This is a genomic window from Pseudomonas sp. MM211, from assembly GCF_020386635.1.
Classification (GTDB): domain Bacteria; phylum Pseudomonadota; class Gammaproteobacteria; order Pseudomonadales; family Pseudomonadaceae; genus Aquipseudomonas.
Genome location: NZ_CP081942.1, coordinates 196067 through 216985, shown reverse-complemented (window position 1 = coordinate 216985; position 20919 = coordinate 196067). Strand labels below are relative to the sequence as shown.

Sequence of the window (20919 nt, the reverse complement as noted above, 5' to 3'; positions counted from 1 at the left end):
GCATACGATGATTGCCAACATCTCTTCATCTTCATCCATCAAGCGCACGGGCGAGCAGACACCCGTCTCGGCGTTCCAGGCGTTCTGCCACAGCAGCGTGCGGGTGATGCAGCACCTGCTGCGCAACCCCATGACGCTTATGGGTTCCAGCGTGGTCATGCTGTTGATCCTGGTGGCCGCCTTCGCGCCGTGGATCGCCACCCACGACCCGATCGTGCAGAACCTCAGCAACGCCCTCAAGGCGCCGAGCGCGGCACACTGGTTCGGCACCGACGAGTACGGCCGCGACGTGTTCAGCCGGCTGGTCTACGGCTCGCGCATCACCCTGTACATCATCGGTCTGGTGACCATCATCGTCGGCCCCATCGGCTTGCTGGTCGGCACCATTTCCGGCTACTTCGGTGGCTTCGTCGATGCGCTGTTCATGCGCATCACCGACATCTTCATCTCGTTCCCCAGCCTGGTGCTGGCGCTGGCCTTCATCGCTGCACTGGGCCCAGGCCTGGAACATGCGGTCATCGCCATCGCGCTGACTTCCTGGCCGCCCATCGCGCGCCTGGCCCGGGCGGAAACCCTGTCGCTGCGCAACGCCGATTTCGTGGTCGCGGTACAGCTGCAGGGCGCCTCGTCGTCACGCATCATCTTTCGCCACATCATGCCGATGTGCATGTCGTCGGTGATCATCCGCCTGACCATGAACATGGCCAGCATCATTCTCACCGCCGCCGCGCTGGGCTTCCTCGGTCTCGGTGCCCAGGCGCCGCTGCCAGAGTGGGGCGCGATGATTTCCACCGGGCGCCGCTACATGCTCGAGTGCTGGTGGCTGGTAGCTGTTCCGGGGGCGACCATCATGTTGGTCAGCCTGGCGTTCAATCTGTTGGGGGACGGTCTGCGCGACGTTCTCGATCCGCGCAGCGAATAAGGAGGCCTCATGTCCGCTATCAAACTGGAAGTAAACGACCTCTGCGTACGCTTCACCAGCGGCCGCAAGGAGGTCGACGCGATCCGCAACGTGTCCTTCAGCCTGGGCCGCGAAAAGCTGGCCATCGTCGGTGAGTCCGGCTCTGGCAAGTCCACCGTGGGGCGCAGCCTGCTGCGCCTGCATCCGGCCAGCGCGCGTATCACCGCGAAGACCATGACGCTTGGCGAGGTCGACCTGCTCGGCGCCAGCGAAAAACAGATTCAGGCCATTCGCGGCAAGCGCATCTCGATGATCATGCAAGACCCCAAGTACTCGTTGAACCCGGTGGTGCGCGTCGGCGAACAGATCGCCGAAGCCTACCTGGCGCATCACCGCGCCAGCCGTGCCGACGCCCGCGAGCGGGTGCTGGACATGCTCGACAAGGTGCATATCCGTGATCCCAAACGGGTCTACGGCCTCTACCCGCACGAAGTCTCCGGCGGCATGGCGCAGCGCATCATGATCGCCATGATGGTGATCACCGACCCGGAAATCATCGTCGCCGACGAGCCCACCTCGGCGCTCGACGTCTCGGTGCGCCGCCAGGTGCTCAGCGTGCTCGATGAACTGGTCGGGCAGCGTGATCTGGGCCTGATCCTGATCAGCCACGATCTCAACATGGTGCGCAGTTTCTGCGACCGGGTGCTGGTGATGTACGCCGGCCGCGTGGTCGAGGCACTCGACGCCGCCGACCTGGACAACGCCAAGCATCCCTACACCCAGGGCCTGCTGGCCGCTTTGCCGAACATCGACCGACCTCGTCCGCGCCTGCCCAATCTGCAGCGCGATCCCCTCTGGCTGACCCATTGAGTACGCACCCATGGCCATGATCGAAGTGGATTCACTCAATCTCAGTTTCGGCGTCAGTGCGGCGCGCAATCAGGTGCTCTACGACGTCGCCCTGCGCGTCGAAGAGGGCGAATCGTTTGGCCTGGTCGGCGAGTCCGGCTCGGGCAAGACCACGGTGCTGCGTTGCCTGGCCGGTCAGTACCGGCATTGGGAAGGGCATCTGAGCGTTGCTGGCCGTGGCCTGCGCCACAAGCTGGATCTGGCGCACTTTCGCCAGGTGCAGATGGTCTTTCAGGATCCCTACGGCTCGCTGCACCCGCGTCACACCATCGACTCGGCGTTGAGCGAACCGCTCAGCGTGCACGGCATCGGTGATCGCGGGGATCGGGTTACCTCGATCCTCAACAAGGTCGGCCTCAACGACAGCTTCCGCTATCGCTACCCCCACCAGTTGTCCGGTGGCCAGCGTCAGCGGGTGGCCATCGCCAGGGCGCTGATCCTCGAACCGCGCGTGCTACTGCTCGACGAACCGACCTCGGCCCTCGACGTGTCGGTGCAGGCGGAGATCCTTAACCTGCTCTCCGATCTGCGCGAGCAGGAGGGGCTGACCTACCTGCTGGTGACCCATGACCTGGGTGTGGTCGCCCACCTCTGTGACCGGGTTGCCGTGATGCAGCACGGGCGCATCGTGGAAACCCTCGACACCGGCCTGCTGGCGCAGAACCGTGCCGAGCACGCCTACACCCAACTGCTGGTCGATGCCAGCCGTGACATCGGTGCCGTTGCACCGCCTTGATGGCGTAACCCGCAAGCCTCAGGTGTCTGCCGGCACCTGACGCTCTGCACCGCGCAATAGCGCGAGCTCCCCTGCCAATTTTCTGAAACGGGCTTCCAGGCCCGCGGCACGGACTCGCCTGCGCGATGGCAAACACAGCAATTCGAACATGCGGACAAAGCGCTGCAGGGCGGCGCTTTGCCTGAAAACCGGGCAACACAAACTCAACCCATAGAAAACAACAAGAAGATCATCATGAATAAAAAAACTCTCACTCTGCGTCTACTCGTTTGCCTGCTGTCCACTGCCGCTGCGGGCAGTGCTTTGGCCGATAGTGCCTCGATCAACTATCGCCACCAGTTTCTCGACGATGACCGTATGCACTCCGACCGGGTCAAACTCTCTTACCGCATGGACAACGGCCTGGGTTTCGAAGGCGAGCTGAAGTACCGCACCGCCGGCGATCGCAAGGACGTCGCCTTCGATAACACGGTGTCGAGCGGCCACGAGCTGACCACCAGCTACCAGTACAAATACAGCGCGGTGTCGACCTGGCAGCCTGCGATCCAGCTGGACAGCAACGAGAACGGCACGACCTACAAGTTCGGCCTCAAGTACACCCGCAAGCTCAATGATCAGTTCTATGTCGCCGCCCGCTACCGCTTCGATGCGCTGAAGCTCAATCGTGACCGGATCGACGAAGACGTTCCGGATCGTGGCTCCGACAATCGCAACACGCAACGCTATGAGGGCTGGCTCGGCTACACCCCGGCCGGCAAACTGTCCTACGAGTACCAGTACATCTACTTCGATACCGACTACATCCGCTACGACAACAAGAAGAGCGACTACGAGCAGAATCTGATCGTCAAATACAAGCTGGACAAAGCCTGGGCACCCTTCATCGAAATCGGTGACATACGCGTCAGCCCTACCGAGGACGACCGCCAGATGCGTTTCCGGGTTGGCGTGCAGTACAACTTCATGTAAATGAAAAACGCGCCTAGGTGCGAATAACGGACGCCCGAGGGCTCTGCATCTTGAGATGAAGAGTCCGGAGGCGTCCGTTGCGTTTTGCCTGCGATGAGCTGGGCGTATAGCCGCCAGTGTAGGAGCCCGCTTGCGGGCGAGGCGATGTTGGCCGCGCCCTGCTATCGAGGTTGCCGGTTTATTCGCCGTCAGAGGCAGGCCGCACGTTTTGTGCAGCAGTCGCGGCGAATCAGCCTCGACGCTGAGCCTTGAGTAGGCGCTCGCGACTGTTGATCAGATGCAGTTGCATGGCGGCACGGGCGCAGTCGACATCGCCACGGGCGATGGACTCGTAGATCATCTCGTGCTCGATGCTCAGGTTATCCTTGTACGCCTCGCCGTCCTCGTGTGCCTTGTAGGCCGAGTTGAACTTGTTGCGCGGAATCTGCTTGGCACCGAGGTGCTTCATGATGTCGAGCAGGTGAGAGTTCTGCGCGGCCTTGGCGATCTTGATGTGAAACTGAAAGTCCGCGCTGATCGGCAGGCCAGCCGGCAATTGCACAGCGCCCTGCTGCAGGGCATCGAGTGCGATACGGATCTCCAGGAGTGACTCTGGCGTGCGTCGTTGCGCAGCCAAACCTACCGCGGCCACCTCCAAACTCATGCGCAGTTCCAGCAGTTCCAGTACATCCTGGGCCGTACTGATCGTCGCAGGCCCAAGCTGCAGCTCCGGCGCTGCCGGCATATCGCAAACGAAGGTACCGACACCCCGTCGAGTCTCCACCAGGCCCGCCACCTGCAGGCGTGACAGCGCATCACGCACCACCGTCCGGCTGACCCCTTCGGCCCTCATGATATCCAGCTCGGCCGGCAGCTTCTCGCCACGCTTGAGCGTACCGTCACGCATGTGCTGGGAAATCTTTGCCACCAGGTCTTCAGCCAGGCGGCTGCGCTGCTTGCGCGGTGGAAGCGTCCAAATCGGGTTGTCCTGCATCATCGATCCGTTGTTGTTTCGTTATCGGCATACGACCCCAGTACTGGCAATTTGGTCGCATCGAATGACAAGCGGAGATAGTAGCAGTAGCGGGGAAGTGTAGTCCGCAAGGCGCCGCATTTTGCGCAATACGGCCATGATATTCAGGACGCCTTGCCATATGAACAGCGTGATGCTGGTTCATGTGCTCTCAGATGGACGCTGCCGATTGCCCATGCTCGCAAGTCTGATCCATTGATAGGGTGATGGGAGTCACTCTTATCCTATCGAGCAGATAAGCGACCTACTCGATAGGGATGCCGGTCTCGCTTCAGAGGTTTCCGAAAACGTCTCACTCTCGTTCTTCCACGCGGCGCCAGCTCTGTCGACCGATACTCGAAGGATCCGGGTAGACGGTGACGCAATCTTGCCCGGTACAGTATTGGTAGGTGTTGTCCGGATTCTGAGCAAGGGTGCCCCCCCCTTCCCCATCATGACGAATAGCTGATACGACAGAAGTGCCGAGATTGCTTGCAGTCGTGGTGTAGTCGAACGCTCGCTGGGAGGTTCTACCCCCCGTAAACGGATTGATGGCATAGGTCCAACTGCTGGCACCGTCACCGCATGGGTCGCTGTTCGGCGTCAGGGACTGAAAAAAGATTGTGCGACCGAGCTGCGACATGTTCTCTACCACCATCTCGCCATCGCTCTGTATCAGATTCAGGTACCAGCCGTTTTGTGCGGGTAGTGTCGAGCCACCGGAGGTCGTTGCTTGCCAGCGCACGTTATTATTACTGATGACTCGAGCCTGACGGGTTGAGTCATCGCTAGAAGTCGCTGTCACCGTGTTAGTTATGGTCTGTTGCTGCAGGCTGCTGCGGTTGATCGAAGGGTTGTTCGCTACTTCGCCCAGTGTCTGCTTGTCCCAGATGCCATAAACTGTCTGGGGCATGCTCTTGTCGCCATCCTTGTCGTCGCTATCGAAGAAGCGGCCGGTGCCGAATACCACCATATAACCGATACCGGTTGGGTGAGCGACCAGGCTTGGCGCCGAGGTGATCGGCTGGCGTTGCGTGCCGGCATTGTCCGCACTCGCCTTGAACAATGGGTTGCCGCCGAAGCCGACCTTGAATTCGCTGGCTGCTGCAGCTGCGTCATCAGTGGTTGTGAAGGGTGTTGTGCTGTTGCGGTTGCTGCGCAGCAGATCGAAGCGCCACATGTTGCCCTGCAGGTCGCCAGCATAGGCGTAGTCGGCTACACCATCCGCGTTGTAGTCAGCCAGCTTGGGCGTAGAAAGGCCATTGGCTATGCCATTGGTGCCCTGTACCTCCAGGCGGCTGAGCACTGTCCCCTGCATGGCGTCGAGAACGAACAGGGCTGCCTTGCCGTTGGTGTTGCCCGCACTTTCATAGCCGTTGCCGAAAACCACCCCCCATTTGCCATTGTGCAGGCGAGCAATGGTCGGTTGGGAAAAGCTGTAGCCCATTTTCACGGCGCTGGCGGCTGTGATGCTGTTCTCGTCGAACTGCCAGAGCAATTTTTCACTGCCCGGTGTGGTGACGTCCAGCGCGAAGATGGATTTGCCTCCGCCCTTCAGCGTGCCGACCAAAATGGTTCGCCATTGTCTGGTGGCGCTGTCGTATACGTCAGCGACCACTGGCGAGCCGTCTACATAGAATTCGTGGGAGTAGTTGGAGCCGGTCAACTTGTTCAGTTTCGAGAATACCGAGGAGGGAATGAAGGCGAACTCCTCGACGCCCGTCAGAGCATTGAAGCCATGCAGCATGCCTGCGTTGCCGCCTACGTAGATACGGGGTGTGCGACTGGCAATGCTGGCCTTGAAGGTGGTGTAGGCCGTATTGCTTTCCAAGCGATTGGAGAATTGCTCCAGATAGCGAGCGCCCGAGACCACGGCTGGGCTGGAGGAATAGAAGTCGCCAAGCAGGCCGCTACGGCGCCGGAACGTGGTGCCTTCTCCCGTTCGGTTACCACGCAGGTAGTCGACTCGCGAGGCGGACAGAGTATCCGTTAGGCCGTTTTCCGGGTTTCTTGTCAGATAGGCGAGCAGGGTACTGCCTGAATACAGGCTGAGTGCCGCATTGGCGGCATTGAAATCCTGAAGGCCGCTCGTGTTGATCGAAGTTGGACTGGCGATTTTTATCCGGCGTTGGGATCAGGCCGGTACCTTGGTTTTCGCGCTCCAGACTTCGACGGTATCGATGGTATTGGTCACCGAATTCCAACGTTTCTCGAAGCGTTTTACATCGCCTGACCAGTTGTCATCGCTGGCGTAGGAGGTTTGATAAGACACGGTTTGTGTGGTGCTTTCATCCGAACTGACCTGACCCGAGTTGATGGCGGGGCGCGCTGCGCTGGATTTTCGGTCGGCAATGCGCGAAAGAATATCCGCAAAGGCCTGAACCATGGCTTCAGGGCTGTCCACGCTGAAGAATTCGCCCCGTGAATTGATCGCGGCATGCCACAGATCGTAGACGTTGGCGTCCGTTGCGTTGGCAGCTGCTGCTGGCCAGGCCGTACCCGCTGCAAGCGCGGCATATCCGCTGCCGGCAAATGTACTTCCTCCCCAGGGAATGTTGCTCTGCGTCAGTGATTGGGTCAGCCCCAGGCCCATGGTGAAGTTGGTCATATGTTGCCAGGTCGCCGGATCGTTACGCGGATCCCAGTAGTCGATGGTGGTATCACCCGCCTTGTAGGGGATGTAGGCCGTGATGTCATTGCTCAGGTTGGGGTTCAAGTCGCTTGCCCAATAATGCATGGCCAGGTCAGCCAGCGTGTTGGCGGTACTGTCGTAGTAGGGCGCACGCTGAATGAATGCCCTGCCATCGGGGAGCGTGAAGGTCGCTGCATCATGGCGGAAGTTGCTGGGCGCACTGGCCGCTTCGTTCCACTGCCCATCGGTCATCATGATGTGATAGCTGGCGCGACAGGCGTAAGTGTTCTGGGTGGTGTTGGTGCTGGCGGCGTTGGGAAATGCCTGCCAAGGGGTGGTCGTTCTGTAGAACTCCCCCGCCCGTTTCATCGCTGCCGGAAGGTAGGTGCTTTGATCGAAGGCGATGTTTTGCAGCCAGGCGTATAGCTGACCCTTGTGTGCCGGCGTATATGCCTTGAAGGCGTTGTTTCTGCAGTAGGTGGTATCGCTGCCGTCGAACGTGGTGCAGCGGCCCAGACCCTGCCAGCTCAGTCGCACGGATGGCGAGAGATTGTAGAACGCCAGAGCTGCTGCAGAGATGGTCGAAAGTGCCCGATTACGATAGAAGGAGTACCAGTTCGCGAAGTTCGCCTGCTCACCGCTACCGACGAATCGCAAGGTATAACAACTGTCGTTGCCGGCGTTGCAATTGTTGGCTCTGCTCGAATCGTAGATGTAGTAGTAGGCGGGAACCGCTCGCCTGACCAGCGTTGCTGTGTAACCGGTGGCCGTTCTACTGCAATCGGCTGTGAGCCCGGAAAAAACACCGGGATAGCTGGCCACTGCCGTACAGCCGAGTACGCCGATCAGGATCGGCGTAATGGTGAATTGGATGCCACCGGGCGATGTCGCCTGGGTGGCGAACAGCGTGCCAAGGCCGACCGTGGCGGAGAAGTCGGCGCTCGGGTTGTCGGCCAGCCTGGAGACTGTGCCTGTCGGCTGAGCGTAGTTGCTGACGTCGCCATAGTTGTAGCTGGCACTTCCAGGAACTGTGGTAATGGGGACGTCCCAGGCGACTCGGTAGCCCGCACCACTCAGATTGGTCGAACCTACGGTCGTTCTGAAGCCGTTATGCCAAGCCTGGGTGAACGTCGTCGCTAATTGCTGTTCATTGCCGGCTGCATCAAAGACTACTGGTGCATCGTAAGTCGCAGCAGGATTGTAGTAGATCGGGTTGTAGGCACTGGATTTGGCGCGACGAGTTGCAGAGTCCGTGCTGAGTCCGTCCGGTGCGAACCCCCAGCGCATGCTTCCTGAGTCATCCAGCGTCAGCAGCATATTAGGGGGAACGCCTACCGTCAGGCTCAACGGGCTTTGCGAAACGGCTGCGTAGCTTTCTGCGGCGCTCAGCAAGGAAATACCGAAAAAGGCATGGAAGAGCGTTTTAACGCTAAAGATGGCAGGCAGGCGTTTCATCCGCGGCTCTCCATTGCTCGACTTCGTCAGGTGTAGGCTCACCTGTGCTACAGATAGTTCTGCTTAATCCAGAACCTCCCGTCGGTTGTAACGTTATGCTGATCGTTGGGAGGTGTCGTGCCGGCTGACCGTTCAATTTCTTTAACTATAGACAGTGATCTCCGTCACGTTTGGCTCGAGAGTGTTTCCCTTGCCGCATGTTTCCGGGTTGTTCACGCCGCGCTGTAAATGCGGAGATAGAATTTGCGAGCAAAAAAAACCGCGCTAGGCGCGGTTTCTTGGTTTGTGTCGCGGAGTCGTCAACGCCAGCAATCGCTTACGCTTGCTCCTGAGGCGGTAGCTCCTCGGACACCGTTTGCGGTCAAGGTCAGGTTGCCACACTTGGTATCGCTGAACTGCTGGGTGGCAGTCACTGTATAGCCACCATCACCAGTGGCCTTGCTCACCGAGAATACATATTTCCCAGTGGCCGACTTGTTGCTTGTAAGATTCATGCCCAATTTACCGATATCAGCAGCAGCAGTAACGTAAGCGTTGTTCTGATTGAAATAGCGCTCTTGTCGGGCTGCCGCATCACTCAGTAACGCTTGGCCTTCGGTACGATTGCCCCGTTTCACGTACTCGGTATAGCTTGGATAGGCAATGGCAGCCAAGATGCCGATGATTGCCACTACGACCATCATTTCTATCAGGGTGAAACCGGCTTGTCCTATACGGCGAGCCGATAACCCTGCACTACTCGTAGCGCGGTTCATTCCTTTTCCTCCGTACGGCGCCAGGCTTGACGACCTATGCTGGTTGGGTCTGGATAGATGTTGATACATGACTGGCCAGTGCAGTACTGATAAGTATTGTTCGAGTCCTGCGATACGGTACCACCACCCTCACCATCCTGGCGTACGGCAGAAACCAACTGGGTGCCCACGTCCGTGGTTGGAGTGTAATCGAATGCCTTTTGTGTAGTCCTGCCGCCGGTGAAGGGATTGATTGCGTAGGTCCAATTGGCTGCGCCGTCTCCGCAAGGATCATCGTTGGGCAGCAACGACTGGAAGAATATGGTACGGCCCAGCTGCGACATATTCTCCACGACCATTTCGCCGTCCGCCTGCACCAGGTTTAGGTACCAGCCATTCTGGGCCGGAAGTGTTCCACCCTGGCCGTTCTGCGTTGCCTGCCAGCGAACAGTGTTATTGCTCAGGATGCGCCCCTGGAGACTGCGGCCATCAGCGCTGACCGTGGTGGTATTGGTAATGGTCTGTGCCTGCAGGGTCGAGCGAGAAATATTGGGGTTGCTGGCAATCTCGCCCAGCGTCTCCTTGTCCCAGATGCCATAGACGCTCTGCGACATGCTCTTGTCGCCTTCCTTGTCTCCCGTGTCATAGAAGCGGCCTGTACCGAAGACAACCAGATAGCCTACTCCGGTAGGGTGCGCCACCAGGCTTGGTGCGGATGTGATTGTCTGACGCTGATTACCCGCGTTGTCTGCACTGGCTTTGAACAATGGATTGCCGCTGAATCCAACTCTGAAGTTGCTGGCTGGGACGTTATTGGTCACTTTGAAGGGTGCTGTCACGTCCCGGGTCGTGCGAAGCAGGTCAAAACGCCACATATTGCCTTGCAGGTCGCCAGCGTAAGCATAGTCTGCAGTGCCGTCACCGTTATAGTCTCCGAGTTTTGGGGTCGATAGGCCGTTGGCTACGCCACCGGTACCCTGAACCTCCAGGCTTCTTACTAGCGAACCATCCATGGCATCGACGATAAACAATGCAGCCTTGCCGCTGCTATTGCCGGCGCTTTCGTAGCCATTGCCGAATACCACAGCCCATTTACCGGTATGCAGACGTGCAATGGTCGGTTGAGAAAAGCTGTAGCCCATTTTCACCGCGTTGGTGCCCGTGATGCTGTTGTCGTCGAACTGCCACAACAACTTTTCCTGGCCCGGCGTGGTGACGTCCAGGGCGAATATCGATTTGCCACCAGCTTTCAAGGTGCCGACCAGAATGGTACGCCACTCGGTTCCTGTGTACACGTCCGCCACCACGGGCGAGCCTTCCACATAGAACTCGTGGCCATAGTTGGTGCCGGTCAGCTTGTTGAGCTTCGGAAACACTGCGGATGGAATGAAAGCGAACTCTTCCACACCGGTAAGTGCGTTGAAACCATGCAACATACCGGCGTTGCCACCTACATAGACACGTGGAGTACGAGTAGCAATGGCGTTCTTGAAGTCCGTATAAGCAGTATTGCCTTCGAGTCGGTTGGTGAACTGCTCGAGATATCTTGGTGTATTCAGAACAACCGCCGGGGTCGAAGAGTAGAAATCACCGAGTACGCCACTGCGTCGGCGATAGGTACTGCCTTCGCCGGTGCGGTCGCCACTGAGGTAGTCGATGCGGGCTCCAGCCTTGGTATCGACGGCGTTGGCGTTTTCCGGATCCCTGTTGAGGTAGGTGGCCAGGGTAGTGCCGGAATAGCTGGTCAAACCGGCGTTGGCAAGGTTGAAAGCTGCAAGGCCGGAGTTATCAGTGCCTGCAATCTTGATACGACGAGCTGCAGGTGCCGGCACGTTCGCTTTGGCACTCCAAACTTCCGTCGTCTCGATCGTACTCGTTGCAGGATTGAATTTTTTCTCAAAGCGTTTTACATCGCCAGACCAGTTGTCATCACTGGCGTAGGAGGTCTGATAAGAGACCGTCTTCACCGTGGAGTTGCCATTTTCTTCTGAGCTGACTTGCCCAGAGTTGATCGCGGGGCGCGCAGCTGTGGATTTGCGATCAGCGATACGAGAGAGAATGTCGGCAAATGCCTGCACCATCGCCTCTGGGCTATCTACGCTGAAGAAGTCGCCGCGTGAGTTGATGGCCGCGTGCCACAGGTCATATACGTTATTCGCCGAGCCTGTACTTGCTTGAGGCCATTGAGCAGTCCCCGCTTTCAGCGCCTCATAGCCTGCACCGGTATGGGTGCTGCCTTCCCATGGGATCGCGCTGTTGGATAGTGATTGAGTCAGACCAAGGCCCATCATGAAGTTGGTCATGTGCTGCCAGGTGGCCGGGTCGTTGCGCGGATCCCAGTAATCTGTCGCGGTAGTACCACTTTTGAACGGTATGTAGGCCGGTACCTTGTTCGCGAGATTGGGATTCAGATCGGTCGCCCAGTAATGCATCGCCAGGTCGGCGAGGGTGCCGTTGAAGTTGTCCTTGAAAGGGGGTTGTCCTGTGTATCTCTGCCCGTCGGGCAAAGCAAAAGTGTTCGAGTCGGTGAGATAGTCCGATGGGTTCTGGGAGAGGTTGCCGCTCCACATTCCATCAGTCATCAGGATGTGGTAGCTGGCCCGGCAGGCGTAGGTGTTTGCCGTTGTATTGCCAGTGCCGCCCGGATTCTTTTGCCACGGCGTTGCCGTTTTGAAGAATTCTCCTGCGCGGTACATTGCATCCGGCAGTGGTGTACCACCGTTGAAACTGAGCCCTTGCATCCAAGTGTACAGTTCGCCCTTGTGTTGCGGGGAAAATGCCTGGAAGGCATTGCTGCCGCAGTTCCTGCCTCTGCCATCAAATGATTGGCAGCCGCTCAGGCTTTGCCAGCTCAAGCGAACCGAAGGCGACAGGTCATAGAAAGCCAGAGCCGCAGCGCTGATGGTGGCCAGGGCGCGGTTGCGGTAAAACGAAAACCAGTTGGCGAAGTTGGTTCGCTCTGTTTCACCGACAAAGCGAATGGAGTAACAGCTTTCATTGGCTAACGTACAGTTGTTGGCGCCAGTAGGGTTATACACATAGTAGTAAGCAGGTACTCCCTGTTCTTCAAGGGACGCTTTGTACTCGTTGTTATTAGTTCGCGTGCAGTTTGCATCATAAACCGCGGGCCAGGATGGGTGGCTTGCCGTCGCCGTGCAGCCACTGTTGTTGTTGCTGTTGCTACGCGTAATAGTGAAGGTAATATCGCTGGCAGCGATACGCTGCACTGCAGGGGTGTTACGCCCCGACGACGTGATCGTCGCGGTCGCAGTGAAGTCCGCCTCGGCATTTTTGGAGAGTCTGTTATCGGTATTGCTATACCCGTATGCAGTCGGATGCCCAGTGGTAGTGTTATAGGCCCAGTTTACTTTGTAGTCGGTGGATAGATTTACAGTGCCCCGCGCGCTGCTGTAGCCATTTACCCGTGCACTGGTAAAGCTTGATGGCAGTTGAGTTTCGCTACCGTCAGTCTCGAAAACTATAGGGGCAGCATAGGTTGCTTGGGGGTTGTAATAGATTGGGTTGAACGCACTGGATTTACTGCGACGTGCCGGCCCAGTTCCGTTGATCGAATCTGGCGAAAAGGCCCACGTCATACTACCCGAGTTATCCAGAGTTAGTAGCATGTTGGGTGGTACACCAACAGTTAGACTCAGCGGAGTCTGCGAGACTGCAGCATAACTGGTTGCGCCATGTAGCAACGTAATGCCGAATAGGGCGCAAGAGAGCGACTTGACATAAAAGGCGTGTTTTGAATATTTCATCATGCCGGCTCTCAATTGTTCAGCCCCAGATAGATATTGGCGTGAGTCGACTGCAGGTAAACCTGATCGTCCGCCTTTGCATTGTTGAGGTAGTAGTAGGTGCCTTGCCCTTCGGCAACCATGCCGTACTCCGCATTGACTGCGTTGTTGCCGACTGTCACCGCTCGTGTGCTGTTCCAGAGAGTCGTCAGGTTCGAGCTTGTTTCCCGGTTACCAGCTACGGTTGCGTTGGACGCATCCGTTCCCCGATAGGGCATCCACAGCAGGCCGCCAGCCGATTCACTCTTTAGGAATTGTGCGTTAGCCGTACTGGGGGCCTCCACGAATGCCAGGAGATTTTCATCTTTTACGGCAAGCAGGCAGGGCTTGTTAATGCCATTGCTCTTCAGAGTATTACTCAGCGCGCAGTTGGTAGCTTTGCCCTCAAGCTTGTCGGCCAGGTTGGCTGGGCCGTAATAGCGGAATTCGGCTTCACGCAGAGCTGCGTCTGCTGCGTTTTGCTGTTGAGTATCGTGGGCTCTGTTTGCAGTGATACGGCTTTCCAGGGTGGTGCCGCGCATGCTGCCCACGGCCATTAGGGTCAGTACAAGTAACATGACCAAGGCTATAACGAGGACTGCCCCGTTTTGCGAGTGGCGATCAGAAAGTTGAGTCATGGCATAAGATTCCTGACGGTCTGGGTACTTCCAACAACTTGATAAATACGCTTGCTGTCACCGCTCTGTATGCGTGTTTTAGTGTCGGCAGGGGCCGACGCTAGCCAGTCCGTGAGAATTTTGGAGTCGTCGCTATCGCGTTGACCTGTACGGCTGGCCAGCAGCAGGGAATAACGCACGCTGCGGATGCCTCCAGAGCTGGTTGTCCAGGCGCTTTGCGTCACGTAAGACGTGACTTCTTTCGACAGTACATCGGTGCTACCAACGCCGAAGTCCACGCGCATATCGGCGATGCCTGTGAGCTGTTCGGTAAATTGAGGTGTGGTGGCGTTCAAGCTCTTGCAGAGAAGCTTACCGTTCTGCAGCTCGGTAGATGCTCCCGGTTCGTACTTGAAGGCCAGTACGATGAGGTCGCTCGCTGTGAGGTTAGGCGGAAAGGCTTGCGTGAAAGTGGTACTGCTGGCCACACCCTGGCAATCGAGATCACCACTTACCTGCGGCTGATAGCGTATGCAGAAACCGGTACCTTGAGATGCATCCAGGCTGGTGACAGATGCGCCGGCACTGAAGGCCATGCACCCCCCCGATGCTGCGCGTTCCGGAAAGGACGTTTCCAGCAGGCTCGATGGCGTGCGGCGATAGCCTGCTTTACCCAGATACTGGTCGAGCAGCAATGCTGCGAATCGACCACTGTCCAGATTGCCGCTTTGGCTCTGCTGGAACAGGTAATGGCGCTGGTTATCGATATAGACCTGAGTAATGCCCAGAATCAGGAAGCTGCTGATCGCGAGCGCAATCAGCAGTTCGATCATTGACAGACCACATTGGCGCTTCATGTCGCTCATGGCTGCACTCGCACGGTGTAGGTACAGATGGTGGAAGAGTTATCGGTGTCCGCCGCGTCCAGGCACGTGCCTTCGCGAACCTGCCAGGCAAGGCGGATTTCGACCATAGAGCCTTGGCTGTTGCAATTGCCTGCGCTACTGCTGCGGCAAATGTATGAGTCACTGGTGAATACGGTCGAGCCTCCCGGCAGGAGCGCTTTGGCTTTGCTGGCCCAGCAGTCACGTTGTTCCTTCGCTGTTTTGGCAATCACGGTAGCGCTTGCGACACAATCTCCAGGGCTGGAGAAGTCTCCTGCCTTTGCTTTGTAGAAAATCGAGCTGGACTTGAGTCCGCTGTTCATTGGGAACTGCGGTGCGGCGTTGCTGAAGGTCTCGCCCGGATTGGCTCGGATTATCTCGACCAGTTCGGTGACCAGATCTACCGCCACGTTACGCTGCACGGAGTCTTGCGAGTACTGAACGCTACGGCCTTGCAGTGCGACCATGCCCAGCACGCCCACAGTAGTCAGTAGCAGTGCCACCAGCACCTCGATCAGACTGAATCCCTGATTGTGCGTCTTCATTGCCATTTTCCCCTTCACTGGCAGTTGCTCATATCGCTGCTGGCTCCGTTTTTGCCTCGTGGCCAGCTCTGGATGCTGCCGCTAGCTTTAACATCTATGGTGAAGCCGTTGGCTGAATCGGTACCCTGACAGGTAATTAGGCTCGCCTCTGTACCCGTGCCGTTGTACCTGAACACCACTTCGCTGACTGAGGTGCTTACCGTGCTGCCGGAGGGGATATCCAGCTGGCGCAATGCCTCGGCGCCATCGGTACAGGTTTTCTTCACTGTCCATAGGCCGGTTCCCTTGCAGGCTTTTATGAATGTTCTTTGCTCAACTGCCGTGGTGCGGGCGTATTGCAGTAGTGCAAGCAGTTCGCTGTTCAGCGACTGCGTACGGTTTTTATTGATGAACTGGGTAAAGTTCGGAATCGCGATAGCGGCAAATATCCCGACCAGAACGATGACGATCATCAGCTCAATCAGGGTGAAGCCGCGCTGCGCGCGCAGGCAGTTTGAAGATTGGCTGTCCGAGAATCTTGGCATGGTTGTCCAGTCTGAATACACGAGGGCAAGCGAATCCTGACGGCTATGCTGGCGCCTGTCTTCTGACGGGGGATGATCGGTTCTGATGCGCGGATGACTGGTCTAACAGCATGTGGAGTTGTGACTGGTGACCACTTTCAAGCGGCCTTGGCGATTGAGAACTAGTTGGTGGTGAGGGCCATTAGTATTGCAGATGGAAAAAGTACCGTTGCTGGCCCAGCTAGTGCCGTTGGCATGAAAACGGATGCTGTCGCTACTAAACCCTACCCAACACAGTCTTTTAGTCGGCGCGGGTTGCTGGAGAACGATCTCTGGCTCTGGGCCAGTAGTGGTGATCAACCAGTAGCTACCCCAGTCGGCATCGCAGCTTTTTCCGTCGCTGGATCCACACAGCTGGTGGGGCCTCCCGAGGGTAATCGCGCGGGCTCGTGTTTGTTGGATATGACTCGCCAGTAGATCGCTGGAAGATTGCAAGTGTAGGTTCTCTTGGAATCGAGCGAGTGCCGGAACGGATAGGCTGACGAGAATCGTCACTAGCGCGATAGCTACAAGCAACTCGACGAGATTGAACGCCTTCTGTTGATCTCTATTCATTGCCCAATTCCCTTTGCGCGTATGATTGGCGGCCTTCCTGGCCTGCCTTTTCTGTTTAGACCCTGAGGTGTCGCTGTCAAGGTTTGCCGTTCATGCGATGGGGTGAGTTGTGCATTCGGATGTGATCGTTATCGGGGGCGGGGTCATTGGGCTATTGTCGGCGTATCAGTTGGCGGCGGAGGGCAAGCGGGTCACGCTGCTCGATCGCGGTCCTGCTGGTGGCGAGGCCTCTTGGGCGGGGGGCGGGATCGTGTCGCCGCTGTATCCCTGGCGTTACAGCAGCGCGGTGACGGCGCTGGCCCATTGGTCTCAGGATTATTATCCGGGGCTTGGTGAGCGACTGTTGTCGCAAACAGGCTTGGATCCTGAGGTGCATGTCACTGGGCTGTACTGGCTGGATCTGGACGATCAGACCGACGCTTTGGCCTGGGCGCAGCGTGCGGGAAGACTGTTGCACGAAGTACCCGTCGAGTCTGCCTATGCGGCGGTGCCGCAGCTGGGGGCAGGGTTCGAGCGGGCGATCTATATGCCTGGCGTAGCCAATGTGCGTAATCCGCGGCTGGTCAAGGCGTTACGCGCGGCGCTGCTGGGGATGCCCATGGTTACCGTGCTCGAGCACAGGCCGGTCGAGGGGTTCATGAGTGAGGGCACTCGAGTCGTCGGTGTGCGCATGGGCCATGAAGAACTGTTGGCCGATCAGGTCGTGGTGGCGGCCGGGGCCTGGAGTGGGGAAATACTGCAGAGCCTGGGGTTGGCGCTGCCGGTGGAGCCGGTCAAGGGGCAGATGATCCTGTTCAAGTGCACCGAGGATTTTCTGCCCAGCATGGTGCTGGCCCGAGGGCGCTACGCGATCCCCCGTCGCGACGGTCATATTCTGGTGGGCAGCACGCTGGAGCATGTCGGCTTCGACAAAACACCTACCGAAGATGCCCTGGCCAGTCTGCGTGCCTCGGCCGAAGCGTTGCTGCCGGCGCTGAAGGATGCCGAGGTGGTGGGGCACTGGGCGGGATTGCGGCCTGGGTCGCCTGAGGGCATTCCCTTTATTGGCGAGGTGCCCGGCCGCGAAGGGCTGTGGCTGAATTGCGGGCATTACCGCAATGGCTTGGTGTTGGCGCCGGCGTCCTGCCAGTTATTGGTGGATCTGATGCTGGGGCGTGAGCCGATTATCAATCCGGCGCCTTACTCGCCTGCGATGCGATTACAGCTTTGAAACCTGTTTTAGATCTGCTGCGTTTCATATACGACCGCAAAGGTGCAAGGAGCCGCTCGTAGGATGGCGTTGAGCGAAGCGATACCCATCGACATGAGCGCCGCAGCCCTATGATGGGTATCGTCGCTGGGCTCCTCAACGCCATCCTACAAAATCGGTCGTTTTGGCCTTGTGGTTTCCCCTGCGTGCACCGATCCAACCTGCGGCTTGCGCAAATTGTGGTTGATCAGTCGATCCCCAGCTTCTTCAGACGATAGCGCATCGAACGAAAGCTCAGGCCCAGGCGCTGGGCTGCGGCGGTGCGATTCCAGCGGGTTTCTTCGAGGGCCTGCATGATCAGTTTGCGCTCGACGTCTTCCAGGTAGTCTTCGATGTTGTCGATCTGCGCCAGGCTGGCATCGCCGTTTTCGCCTGCCGGTGCGGCGTCGGCCAGGCGCAGGTCGTTGGCGCAGATCACGTCGCCTTCACACAGGGTGTAGGCGCGCTCGAGCATGTTTTCCAGTTCGCGCACGTTACCGGGAAAGCGGTAGCTCTTGAGCTTGTCGAGGGCTGGCCCATCGAGCTTTACGGGTGGCAGGCCGATGCCTTCGTTCAGGCGTTTGAGCATCACATCGGCCAGCAGTGGAATGTCCTCGCGACGTTCGCGCAGTGGCGGCACGCGCAGTTCGATGACGTTGAGGCGGTAGTACAGATCCTGACGGAAGCGCCCGGCAGCGACTTCGGCGGCCAGATCCTTGTGGGTGGCGCAGAGGATGCGGGTGTCGACCACGACCTCCTGCTGGCCACCAACGCTGCGGACGGCTTTCTCCTGGATCGCGCGCAGCAGCTTGACCTGCATGGTCAGTGGTAGGTCGGCCACTTCGTCGAGGAACAGGCTGCCACCGTTGGCGGCCTGAAACAGGCCCTGCTTGTCTTCGATGGCGCCAGTGAAGCTGCCTTTCTTGTGACCGAAGAACTCGCTTTCCATGAGCTCTGAAGGGATGGCGCCACAGTTGACCGGTACGAAGGCGCGTTCGCGGCGTGGCCCTTGTTCGTGAATCAAGCGGGCCACCAGCTCCTTGCCGCTGCCGGACTCGCCGCTGATATACACCGGTGCCTGGCTGCGTGCCAGTTTCTGGATCTGCGCCCGCAGGGTGCGCATGGGCGGTGATTCGCCGAGCAGCCTGCTTGCGCCTGGTTGTGCGTCTTCATCGTCACCTTCACGCAGGCGCAGGGCGGTGGTCACCAGTTCGCGCAGGCGGCCTAGATCGACAGGTTTGGTGAGAAAGTCAAAAGCACCAGCCTTGAGAGCGTTGATCGCGGTATCCAGGCTGCCGAAGGCAGTGATCATGGCCACTGGTGTTTGCGGATAACGCTGCTGGATATGCAGCACGATATCCAGGCCGGTTCCGTCGGGTAGGCGCATGTCGGTGAGGCACAGATCGAAGGGCTCCTTGGCCAGCCATTCGCGCGCCTCTTTGACGTTACGGGCGCTGCGCGTATCAAGTTTCATGCGCCCGAGGGTGATCTCCAGCAACTCGCGGATATCGGGTTCGTCGTCGACGATCAGGGCTCTCTGGCGGTTCATCGGTTCAGCTCATCTTTCGCGGATGCGCGAAGGTAATGCGGAAACAGGCTCCGTTGCCTTCGCGTGATTGGTAGTGAAGGTGAGCCTGATTGCTTTCGCAAAGCTCGCGGGAAATATACAGGCCTAGACCGGTGCCTTTGTTTTCCGTGGTGTAGAAAGGCTCGAAGATGTGATGCAGTTGGTCTGGCGGCACGCCCGGGCCGTCATCTAGCACCTCGAGCACCGGCAGATCACTGTGCGGGTCGCGGAACAGTTTCAGCCACACCTGGCCCTTGGGATTGTGCTGGGCGCTATAACGCAGGCCGTTCTGTACCAGATTGGTGATCACCTGGGTTAACTGGTTGGGATCCATGCGGGTCTGGATGCTGCTGCCTTCGATAGCCAGGTGGAGGATTTTCGAGGCCGGCGCCGTGCTGCGAAACTCGGCGGCGAAGCGATGTAGCCAGTATTTGAGATCCAGCAGTTGTGGCTCTGCCTGACGCCGTCGGGAGAGCTGCAGAACGTTCTCGATGATCAGATTCATGCGCCGGGAGTGATCCTGGATGATCTGCGCCAGGCGCAGATCCGGCCCATGCAGGTCTTCGGATTCCTGCAGCAGTTGTGCGGCGTGGCTGATGGCGCCCAGCGGGTTACGAATCTCGTGGGCGATGCCTGCGGTCAGCCGGCCCAGAGCCACCAGTTTGAGCTGCTGAGCTTGCTGGGCGATCTGTGAAATATCGTCGAGCAGGATCAGTGTGTGGCGCTGCCCGCCTCGTTGCAAGGCGATGAAGCTGGGCTGCAGGGTTGGGCCGTCGGCGCGCGCCTGCAAGCTGGCTGGGCGTAGGCTGGTGTTTTCCAGCCAGTACTGCAGGCGTTTGACCAACTCGGTGCAGTGCGGGTCGAGAATCTTGCCGGCCAGGTGTTCTCGCCCGAGCAGGCTCAGGGCTGCCTGGTTGGCCAGCAGCACGCGGTGCTGTTCGTCGACCACTAGGATGCCGGTGCGCATTCGTTGCAGGATCAGGTTGTTCAGGGCTTCCAGGTCCGCCACATCTGCTGCACGTTGCTCAGCGAGGTTCTCGCTGACTTGCAGGCGCCGGGTCACACCTTGTACGAACAGCGCTGCAGTGAAGCACAGAGCGCCCAGTGCGCCAGCCTGCACGTACTGGCTGCTGGCCTGCGGATGGCCGAGGCTGAGATAGAAGGTCAGGTAGATCAGGCCTATCGCCGCGCTTGCCGCGATCAATATGCCGATTCGCCCGCGCAGGAGGATATTGGCGATCGCCACTGCAACGATCAGCAGGTTGCCAATACCACTTGGTGTTCCGCCGCCGGCATAGAACAGGGCGGACAGCAGGATCACGTCGGCCAGGGCTACGCCAAACACTTGAACCAGACTGCGCGGGTTATGAGCGATCAGTGCGACAAAAATGTTGAGGATTAGATACAGCCAGCTAGCGCCCCGGAAGAGCGGCACGTGCGCCAGCTCGAGCAGTTCTGCATCCAGGTCTGCGGAGACAAGCAGAACCAGCAAAACGCCGATCAGCAGCCGGTAGAGGTGATACAGCCTGAAAATACGCCGTCCCTGAAGGCCGCTTAGCGCGAGAGCTCTAGTGGGCACCGGGTTTCGGGCCTTGTTCGAGGTGTGCCTGGCTGCAGTACCAGCGCTGCGCCAGTTGTATGGCGTGCTGCTGCGGCGTGTGCACGCCGCAGTGGGCGCAGCGCACCATCGGTGCCGTGGTTTCCGCTGGCGGGGGTGCCTGGCGTCGACGTGTTGCACCAAAGAAGCGGCGCCACACCCAGATGGCGGCGAAAATGATGGCAATCCAGATCAGCAGGCGGAACAGGCCCATGGTGCTCTCTTCGTGTCGAGTGATGTGCCAGTTTAGCTAA

The 20919-nt window shown here is 58.5% G+C and carries 18 protein-coding genes; 5 read left to right on the top strand and 13 right to left on the bottom strand.

All coding sequences use genetic code 11. From position 1 onward, the window contains the following. The first annotated feature begins 7 nt into the window (after positions 1-7). The 4 genes from K5Q02_RS00955 to K5Q02_RS00940 all read left to right on the top strand — a co-directional run bounded on the left by K5Q02_RS00955 (position 8) and on the right by K5Q02_RS00940 (position 3515). Entirely contained in the window at positions 8-922 is a 915-nt protein-coding gene (locus K5Q02_RS00955; protein WP_225835499.1) for an ABC transporter permease, read from the top strand. Positions 923-931: 9 nt separating this feature from the next. Further along, positions 932-1771 carry an ABC transporter ATP-binding protein gene (locus tag K5Q02_RS00950; RefSeq protein WP_225835497.1) on the top strand — a complete coding sequence of 280 codons (840 nt, stop codon included), beginning with the start codon at positions 932-934 and terminating at the stop codon, positions 1769-1771. Between the two features lie 10 nt (positions 1772-1781). Then, positions 1782-2546 (top strand): ABC transporter ATP-binding protein, encoded by a 765-nt coding sequence (locus K5Q02_RS00945; protein ID WP_042553331.1) that lies wholly within the window; start codon positions 1782-1784, stop codon positions 2544-2546. Between the two features lie 234 nt (positions 2547-2780). Further along, positions 2781-3515, top strand: a complete 735-nt coding sequence (locus K5Q02_RS00940; RefSeq protein WP_225835495.1) for an oligogalacturonate-specific porin KdgM family protein — start codon at positions 2781-2783, stop codon at positions 3513-3515. A gap of 229 nt (positions 3516-3744) precedes the next feature. On the opposite strand, the gene K5Q02_RS00935 is transcribed toward K5Q02_RS00940, so the two are convergent. The 10 genes from K5Q02_RS00935 to K5Q02_RS24455 form a co-directional block, all read right to left on the bottom strand. Further along, positions 3745-4488: a FadR/GntR family transcriptional regulator gene (locus tag K5Q02_RS00935; RefSeq protein WP_225835494.1), complete on the bottom strand. Its 744-nt coding sequence runs from the start codon at positions 4486-4488 to the stop codon at positions 3745-3747. Between the two features lie 331 nt (positions 4489-4819). Further along, complete coding sequence (locus K5Q02_RS24395) at positions 4820-6379, bottom strand: pilus assembly protein (RefSeq protein ID WP_329959551.1); 1560 nt, start codon at positions 6377-6379, stop codon at positions 4820-4822. Between the two features lie 261 nt (positions 6380-6640). Then, positions 6641-8593 (bottom strand): hypothetical protein, encoded by a 1953-nt coding sequence (locus tag K5Q02_RS24390; protein ID WP_329959550.1) that lies wholly within the window; start codon positions 8591-8593, stop codon positions 6641-6643. Positions 8594-8892: 299 nt separating this feature from the next. After that, positions 8893-9348 (bottom strand): type IV pilin protein, encoded by a 456-nt coding sequence (locus K5Q02_RS00925; RefSeq protein WP_225835492.1) that lies wholly within the window; start codon positions 9346-9348, stop codon positions 8893-8895. After that, entirely contained in the window at positions 9345-13094 is a 3750-nt protein-coding gene (locus K5Q02_RS00920; protein WP_225835490.1) for a pilus assembly protein, read from the bottom strand. Before K5Q02_RS00920 ends, K5Q02_RS00925 begins: the two co-directional genes overlap by 4 nt. An 8-nt stretch (positions 13095-13102) precedes the next feature. Beyond that, positions 13103-13747: a pilus assembly PilX family protein gene (locus K5Q02_RS00915; protein WP_225835488.1), complete on the bottom strand. Its 645-nt coding sequence runs from the start codon at positions 13745-13747 to the stop codon at positions 13103-13105. Then, positions 13744-14592, bottom strand: coding sequence for a PilW family protein (locus K5Q02_RS00910; RefSeq protein ID WP_225835486.1), 849 nt, complete (start codon positions 14590-14592; stop codon positions 13744-13746). Before K5Q02_RS00910 ends, K5Q02_RS00915 begins: the two co-directional genes overlap by 4 nt. After that, positions 14589-15155: a type IV pilus modification protein PilV gene (gene pilV, locus K5Q02_RS00905; protein ID WP_225835484.1), complete on the bottom strand. Its 567-nt coding sequence runs from the start codon at positions 15153-15155 to the stop codon at positions 14589-14591. Before pilV ends, K5Q02_RS00910 begins: the two co-directional genes overlap by 4 nt. Before the next feature lie 14 nt (positions 15156-15169). Beyond that, positions 15170-15679 carry a GspH/FimT family pseudopilin gene (locus K5Q02_RS24385; protein WP_329959549.1) on the bottom strand — a complete coding sequence of 170 codons (510 nt, stop codon included), beginning with the start codon at positions 15677-15679 and terminating at the stop codon, positions 15170-15172. Between the two features lie 102 nt (positions 15680-15781). Continuing rightward, positions 15782-16273 carry a GspH/FimT family pseudopilin gene (locus tag K5Q02_RS24455; protein ID WP_225835483.1) on the bottom strand — a complete coding sequence of 164 codons (492 nt, stop codon included), beginning with the start codon at positions 16271-16273 and terminating at the stop codon, positions 15782-15784. Positions 16274-16382: 109 nt separating this feature from the next. On the opposite strand from K5Q02_RS24455, the gene thiO reads away from it, so the two are divergent. Continuing rightward, entirely contained in the window at positions 16383-17483 is a 1101-nt protein-coding gene (gene thiO / locus K5Q02_RS00885) for a glycine oxidase ThiO (protein ID WP_225835481.1), read from the top strand. Positions 17484-17709: 226 nt separating this feature from the next. Here thiO and K5Q02_RS00880 read toward each other — a convergent pair whose 3' ends face one another. Genes K5Q02_RS00880 through K5Q02_RS00870 form a run of 3 tightly spaced genes read right to left on the bottom strand, consistent with a single transcriptional unit; the run spans position 17710 to position 20879 of the window. After that, the gene (locus K5Q02_RS00880; protein WP_225835480.1) at positions 17710-19050 is read right to left on the bottom strand and encodes a sigma-54-dependent transcriptional regulator; all 1341 of its coding nucleotides are present in this window, start codon (positions 19048-19050) and stop codon (positions 17710-17712) included. Positions 19051-19054: 4 nt separating this feature from the next. Further along, on the bottom strand, positions 19055-20647 hold the full coding sequence (locus tag K5Q02_RS00875; protein WP_225835478.1) for a two-component system sensor histidine kinase NtrB: 1593 nt from the start codon (positions 20645-20647) through the stop codon (positions 19055-19057). Beyond that, positions 20637-20879 carry a PP0621 family protein gene (locus K5Q02_RS00870; protein WP_225835475.1) on the bottom strand — a complete coding sequence of 81 codons (243 nt, stop codon included), beginning with the start codon at positions 20877-20879 and terminating at the stop codon, positions 20637-20639. Before K5Q02_RS00870 ends, K5Q02_RS00875 begins: the two co-directional genes overlap by 11 nt. Between the last annotated feature and the right edge of the window lie 40 nt (positions 20880-20919).